The organism is Sandarakinorhabdus sp., assembly GCF_041689835.1.
GTDB lineage: Bacteria > Pseudomonadota > Alphaproteobacteria > Sphingomonadales > Sphingomonadaceae > Sandarakinorhabdus.
Window position 1 is genome coordinate 1 of record NZ_JBDNFM010000105.1, and the last position, 5,496, is coordinate 5,496.

Consider the following 5,496-nt stretch of genomic DNA (forward strand, 5'->3'; position numbering starts at 1 on the left):
CCGCATCTTCGGGTCCTACACCGAAATCGTCGATCACTGCTGTGACGCCTGGAACAAGCTGATCGATCAGCCAGACCGCATCAAATCCATCGGAATGCGCCAATGGGCACATGGGTCATGATTATCGCGACTTGGTATAAGGCAAAATAGCGGCCGGGCAAGCAGGCTGGTGCCTGATCGCCCGGCCACGCTCTTTTTCGGCTTGTGCCCGCCGCCTCTTGCCGGTGATGGGGTGCCCGGGCTATTGAAGCACTGCAAAGTTGCACAGGAGAGACTGCCATACCACCGCCCCCACGCCGCATGATGAATGCGCCCGCGCCGATGACCGGCCCGCGCTTTGATGAATTCATCAACGTTCCCAAAGTCCGTGTCATCGATCAGGACGGGGAAAATCTGGGTGTGCTCTACACCCGCGAAGCTATCGCCATCGCGCAGGAAGCCGGGCTGAACCTGGTCGAAGTTTCCCCCGGCGCCGATCCGCCGGTGTGCAAGATCCTCGATGTCGGCAAGTTCAAGTATGAGGCCCAGAAAAAGGCCGCCGCTGCTCGCAAGAACCAGAAGACGCAGGAGATCAAAGAGATCAAGATGCGTCCCAACATCGACGAGCATGATTATCAGACCAAGATGAAGGCCATCAACCGCTTCCTCGAAGACGGCGACAAGGTGAAACTCACCCTGCGCTTCCGTGGCCGCGAACTTTCGCACGGCGAACTTGGCCTCAAGCTGCTCGAGCGCGTGCGCGACGAGACCGCCGAGCTGGCCAAGGTGGAGCAATTGCCCCGCCTCGAAGGCCGCCAGATGCTGATGGTGATCGCGCCAAAATAACCGATCACTGTCTTCGTGACACAAGACGCCGCCGGCTCACCCCGGCGGCGTTTGCGTTTCCGCTCGCGCAACGCTAACCGGCGGCAATGTCATTCCTTGCCCCCGCCCTTGCAGGCACCAAGTCCGACCACTACGCCCAGCTGAACCAGCAGCTCACCGCGCTGATCGGCGACGAACGCGATTTCGTCGCCAACATGGCCAACATGGCAGCGCTGATTTTCCACCAGCTGCCCGATCTCAACTGGGCCGGATTTTACCTGATGCGCAGCGGCGAACTCGTGCTCGGGCCATTTCAAGGCAAGCCGGCCTGCATCCGCATCCCGCTGGGGCGCGGCGTGTGCGGCACGGCGGCGGCGGCTCGCGAAACCCAGGTGGTGCCCGATGTCCACGCATTCCCCGGCCATATTGCCTGCGATGCCGACAGCCGGTCTGAAATCGTCGTGCCGCTGGTGGTGAACGGCGCCCTCATTGGCGTGCTCGATCTCGACAGCCCAAGGCCCGGCCGCTTCGATGAAGACGACAGGGCCGGGCTGGAAACCGCAGTGGGGCTCTTGCTGGGTGCCAGCCTGATCGTCTGATCCGCGCGCGCGCATGAGATCATTTTTCGAGTTTGACGATGACTTCGCGGCGGGTGTTCGTCATAGCCGCGTCGATACCTTTGAGCGCGGCCGCGCGTTGGTCGGCAGAAAGCTCTTGGGACTTTTCGACGGCGGCGCGGGCCGAAGCCATGACCGCCTGCATCTTTTTCTGCATTTCCACACCGCAGGCGGCGAGCTGACCAAAATCGGCATTGGCGGGCAGCTTCCCGCCATCGCTTTCACAGCGGGCGCGCATGCCGGCCTTAACCTCGGCGATCCGGGCTTCGGCCTGCTTTCCGTCCAGTTCGCGGCGCTGGATCATCACCATCTTCTTGCCGTCGGGCGTTTCCATCACCCGCACCGTTTCACCGGGGCCGCCGCCGTGCATCATCATCACGTGCGGGCCTTCGCCGCTGGCTTCGTCGACCAGCGTCTTGCCATCCTTGATGATGATCTTGCGCACGATCTTCTCGCCGTGGACGCCGGGCTTGCCATCCTTGCCGCCCGTCTTGTGGGTGAACACCATCACCCTGGGCGCGGCGGGCGCTGCCGGAGGGACGGGCAGTTGCGCCGCTGTCGGCGGGACGGGCAGTTCAGCCGCCGTGGGCGGGACGGGCAGTTCAGCCGCCATCGGCGGGACGGGCGAGACGGGCGGCACGGGCGGCACGGGCGGCTTGCCCGACGCTGTTGCGGCCAAGGCGGCGCCAGCGGCACCGGCCAGCAGCAAACCGCCCACCACACGGGACAACGCCGTGATCCGGCGATCCTTCATCATGCCAATACGTTCCTTCAGTTGGGATTTGTGATTCATCGCACAGGCCGCGACCGGCGTGGCCACGCACGCGGATTTGAGCACGGCCCGCCCATAGGCAGCGCGAGTTTCACCATCGCTGCCGGCCAGCACACTGGCATCGCAGGCCAGTTCCTGATCGGCGCGAAACACGCGCCACGCGGCGTGTGCAACCGGATTCCACCAGTGCGCCGCGAGCACGACCAGGCCGACGATGTTGGCAACCAGATCAAAACGATCATGGTGAGCAGCTTCGTGCAGCAGCGCAAGGCGGCGCTCTGCAGGCGAATAGCGCTTCAGGAAATCGGCCGGCAGCAAGATGCGGCGGCGGATGATGCCGGCGGCCACCGGGCCGGCCACGCGAGCTGAAATGATCACATCCACCCCGCCCTGCCAGGTAAGCAGCTGACCTTCGCGCACAGCCTTGCCCACAAAGCGCAGGTGCCGCGCCCACTGGACGCCCAAAAACACCGCCGCGCCCGCCGCCCACAGGGCTATCAACAGCGTGGGCCAATCCGTCAGCGGGCCCATCTGTTCGGCCTGCACGGCAAGCGGCTGCGAAAACTGCGCCGCATCAGCCAGGCTCATCTGCGACAGCGCTGCATCCCCGGCAGGATTGGCCCGCGCCACGGGCACATACAGCTGCTGCCAGCCCGGAATGGCCGACAACATCATGCGCAGCGCCGGCAGCGCCCACAGCGCGTACGCCATGTGAGCACCCCACAGCCGCGCCACCGGCCGCCGCACGGCCAGCACCAGCACCATCAACAGCGCGGCGCCAATCAGCGCCTCCAGCAGCCAGGTCGTCATTGTTTCAACTCCCGGATCAGGACCTCGAGTTCGGCGATATCAGCGGCTGACAATTCACCGGCTTCGGCCAGGTGCGCCACCAGCGGCGCGGGGCGGCCACCGAACAAGCGGTCTACCAACCGCCGCGATTCGCCGGCCGCGATGGCCGCACGGTCAACTGCCGGAGCGTAAAGATAGCGGCGGCCATCTTCTGTGGTGGACAACGCGCCCTTGGCGGCAAGGCGAGAAAGCAATGTCTTGACGGTAGGCAGGCTCCAGCCCGCGTCGGGCAATCGCGCCGCCACATCGTGCGCAGTGAGCGGGTGGGTGGCCCACAACACTTCCATCACCTGCCATTCGGCTTCGCTGATCCGTTCGGTCATCTAGGCACTCGATTCGTTTACATCTGTAGTCGATGTATCGATTACAGACGTAGTCTTCAAGCGGCGTGTTGCAGACCTGATACAGGAACACGCCAGCGCGAACAGTTGACCGCAAACGGCCGGCGTGGCAATTCTGCGTGCGCAAGCGGGTATGGTGAAATGGTATCACAGGAGCTTCCCAAGCTTCTAGCGCGGGTTCGATTCCCGCTACCCGCTCCAACTTCCTGTTCGCTGACGATCGTATTCGTCTAGACAAACCCCAGAAAACCGCCATATTACGCCTAATGACGGTTCGCAGGTGTTCGCATGATACCGCATACAATCGCACTCGATTGGGGGTATGATTGGGGGCTTTCAGCAAACGGCCAATTCGATACCCCCGCGCTTGGGGGTATCTTGGGGAAAGAATCCCCGGACGATTGGGAAGAAAATGGCGCTCACAGACGTAGCTATCAGGAACGTAAAGCCCGGCGCGAAGCCCATCAAGATGGCGGACGGGGGCGGAATGTTCCTCCTGATAACGCCAGCAGGCGGCAAGCTCTGGCGGCTGAAATACCGCATTGATGGGCGGGAGAAGCTGCTGGCCATCGGGGCCTATCCCGAGATTGGCTTGGGCGAGGCCCGCAGGCGTCGAGAGGAAGCGCGGGAACTGATCGCCCTTGGCAAAGACCCGTCGCGCGAGAAGCAGCGCGAAAAGGTGCGCTCACGCATACAGGCAGCGGACACATTCACGGCGATTTCGACCGAGTATTGCGCCAAGCGCAGGCGTGACGGTAATAAGGGCTGGGCACTCGCTACCGCGACCCGCAGCGAATATCTGCTTTCGCTGGTTTGCGGGTCCATCGGACGGCTTGCAATCGGCGAAATTGAACCGGCGGACGTGCTGACTGCTATTCGCCGGATCGAAGGTAAGGGCAAACTGGAAAGCGCCCGGCGCAGCCTGCAACTGGCCAGCATGGTATTCCGCTACGCTGTGGCAACGGCGCGGCTGGGGTCCGACCCTACCCGCGATCTGCGCGGCGCGCTCGCGGCGCCTACCGTGACGCACTACGGGGCGATCACCGATGCTAAGCGGGTTGGGCCGCTACTGCGGGCCATTGATGGCTATGAGGGGCAGGGCCTTACCAGACTGGCGATGCAGCTTGCCCCACATGTCTATGTGCGCCCCGGCGAGCTACGCCATGCCGACTGGGGCGAGATCGATTTGGACGGAGCGCTGTGGATCATCCCGGCGGCGAAGATGAAAATGGGCAAGGCCCATCATGTCCCCTTGTCGCGGCAGTCAGTCGAACTGTTCCGGGAGGTGCATACCGCCACTGGCCCGGCTGGCTATGTCTTTTCGTCGATCCGCACCCGCTCGCGCCCGATGAGCGAGAACACAATCAACGCTGGGCTGCGGCGGCTGGGCTATACCGGCGACGAAATGACTGCGCACGGCTTCCGGGCGATGGCTTCAACGCTGCTCAATGAAAGTGGCAAGTGGCATCCCGACGCAATCGAGCGTGCGCTTGCCCACGGGGATAGCGACAAGGTGCGCGCAGCCTACCATCGCGGGGCGCACTGGAAAGAACGCGTCGAGATGGCGCAATGGTGGAGCGATTATCTCGACCAAATGCGCAAGGGGGCGGACATAGTGCTGTTTCCCGACCGCAGCGAAGTAATCGCCGGAGAGAAAAATGTCTAGTAACCGGGAATACGAAGCCTTCTTGAGGGCATTGCGGGCGCTGACCGACGCTCCGGGCGGTAAAGAGTTTAACCGTCAAAATGTTGCGACTTTGCTTGATGTACTAGCGCAGCATCTTGGTATCGCACTAGCTAGTCCAGTAGGTACATTGGAAGATGGCACGCAAGTTGTCGCCGAGCATCCAGCCGAAGCCTTATTGGTAAGTTTGATATCAGCGCTACGTGACTTGGACTCAGGCCTGACAGACGAGGTCTTTAAACCCACCTCTCACGGAGCCAACGCGACGCGCCCGTGGGATGTTCGTGAGCTAGGATGTGTTGACAAAGGGGATTCCCAAAAAGGCCCAGTTCTGATTCAACGTGGCTTTTGGGGAGGCCATTTTGATGCGCGGTTTGATGAGCGACGAGGAATGGTCTTGTCTTGAGCCTTTTGTGATTGAGCGCGGCG

The 5,496-nt window shown here is 62.5% G+C and carries 6 protein-coding genes, 1 tRNA gene and 1 pseudogene; 6 read left to right on the forward strand and 2 right to left on the reverse strand.

Annotated elements, in window-relative coordinates; translation table 11 throughout:
- The 3 genes and pseudogenes from ACESL8_RS05525 to ACESL8_RS05535 all read left to right on the forward strand — a co-directional run.
- Positions 1-121 (forward strand): annotated as a pseudogene (locus tag ACESL8_RS05525) (IS630 family transposase); the annotation flags it as partial.
- 179 nt (positions 122-300) lie between these two features.
- Complete coding sequence (infC, locus tag ACESL8_RS05530) at positions 301-825, forward strand: translation initiation factor IF-3 (protein ID WP_372916658.1); 525 nt, start codon at positions 301-303, stop codon at positions 823-825.
- Between the two features lie 86 nt (positions 826-911).
- Positions 912-1,403: a GAF domain-containing protein gene (locus ACESL8_RS05535; RefSeq protein WP_372916661.1), complete on the forward strand. Its 492-nt coding sequence runs from the start codon at positions 912-914 to the stop codon at positions 1,401-1,403.
- Between the two features lie 19 nt (positions 1,404-1,422).
- Here the strand turns inward: ACESL8_RS05535 and ACESL8_RS05540 are convergent, their stop codons facing one another.
- A complete protein-coding gene (locus tag ACESL8_RS05540) occupies positions 1,423-3,003 on the reverse strand; it encodes a M56 family metallopeptidase (protein ID WP_372916663.1) in 1,581 nt (526 codons plus the stop codon).
- Complete coding sequence (locus tag ACESL8_RS05545) at positions 3,000-3,365, reverse strand: BlaI/MecI/CopY family transcriptional regulator (protein ID WP_372916665.1); 366 nt, start codon at positions 3,363-3,365, stop codon at positions 3,000-3,002. Before ACESL8_RS05545 ends, ACESL8_RS05540 begins: the two co-directional genes overlap by 4 nt.
- Before the next feature lie 145 nt (positions 3,366-3,510).
- On the opposite strand from ACESL8_RS05545, the gene ACESL8_RS05550 reads away from it, so the two are divergent.
- The 3 genes from ACESL8_RS05550 (at position 3,511) to ACESL8_RS05560 (ending at position 5,473) form a co-directional block, all read left to right on the forward strand.
- Positions 3,511-3,584: transfer RNA gene (locus tag ACESL8_RS05550), tRNA-Gly, on the forward strand.
- Between the two features lie 211 nt (positions 3,585-3,795).
- Entirely contained in the window at positions 3,796-5,049 is a 1,254-nt protein-coding gene (locus tag ACESL8_RS05555; RefSeq protein WP_372916667.1) for a tyrosine-type recombinase/integrase, read from the forward strand.
- Positions 5,042-5,473 carry a hypothetical protein gene (locus ACESL8_RS05560; RefSeq protein ID WP_372916669.1) on the forward strand — a complete coding sequence of 144 codons (432 nt, stop codon included), beginning with the start codon at positions 5,042-5,044 and terminating at the stop codon, positions 5,471-5,473. Before ACESL8_RS05555 ends, ACESL8_RS05560 begins: the two co-directional genes overlap by 8 nt.
- The last annotated feature ends 23 nt before the right edge of the window (positions 5,474-5,496 follow it).

Bases quoted from the DNA above. Each gene is read 5' to 3' on its own strand.
- ACESL8_RS05545 (WP_372916665.1), bottom strand. From the start codon at position 3,365: ATGACCGAACGGATCAGCGAAGCCGAATGGCAGGTGATGGAAGTGTTG.
- ACESL8_RS05535 (WP_372916661.1), top strand. From the start codon at position 912: ATGTCATTCCTTGCCCCCGCCCTTGCAGGCACCAAGTCCGACCACTAC.
- ACESL8_RS05560 (WP_372916669.1), top strand. From the start codon at position 5,042: ATGTCTAGTAACCGGGAATACGAAGCCTTCTTGAGGGCATTGCGGGCG.
- ACESL8_RS05540 (WP_372916663.1), bottom strand. From the start codon at position 3,003: ATGACGACCTGGCTGCTGGAGGCGCTGATTGGCGCCGCGCTGTTGATG.
- ACESL8_RS05555 (WP_372916667.1), top strand. From the start codon at position 3,796: ATGGCGCTCACAGACGTAGCTATCAGGAACGTAAAGCCCGGCGCGAAG.
- infC (WP_372916658.1), top strand. From the start codon at position 301: ATGATGAATGCGCCCGCGCCGATGACCGGCCCGCGCTTTGATGAATTC.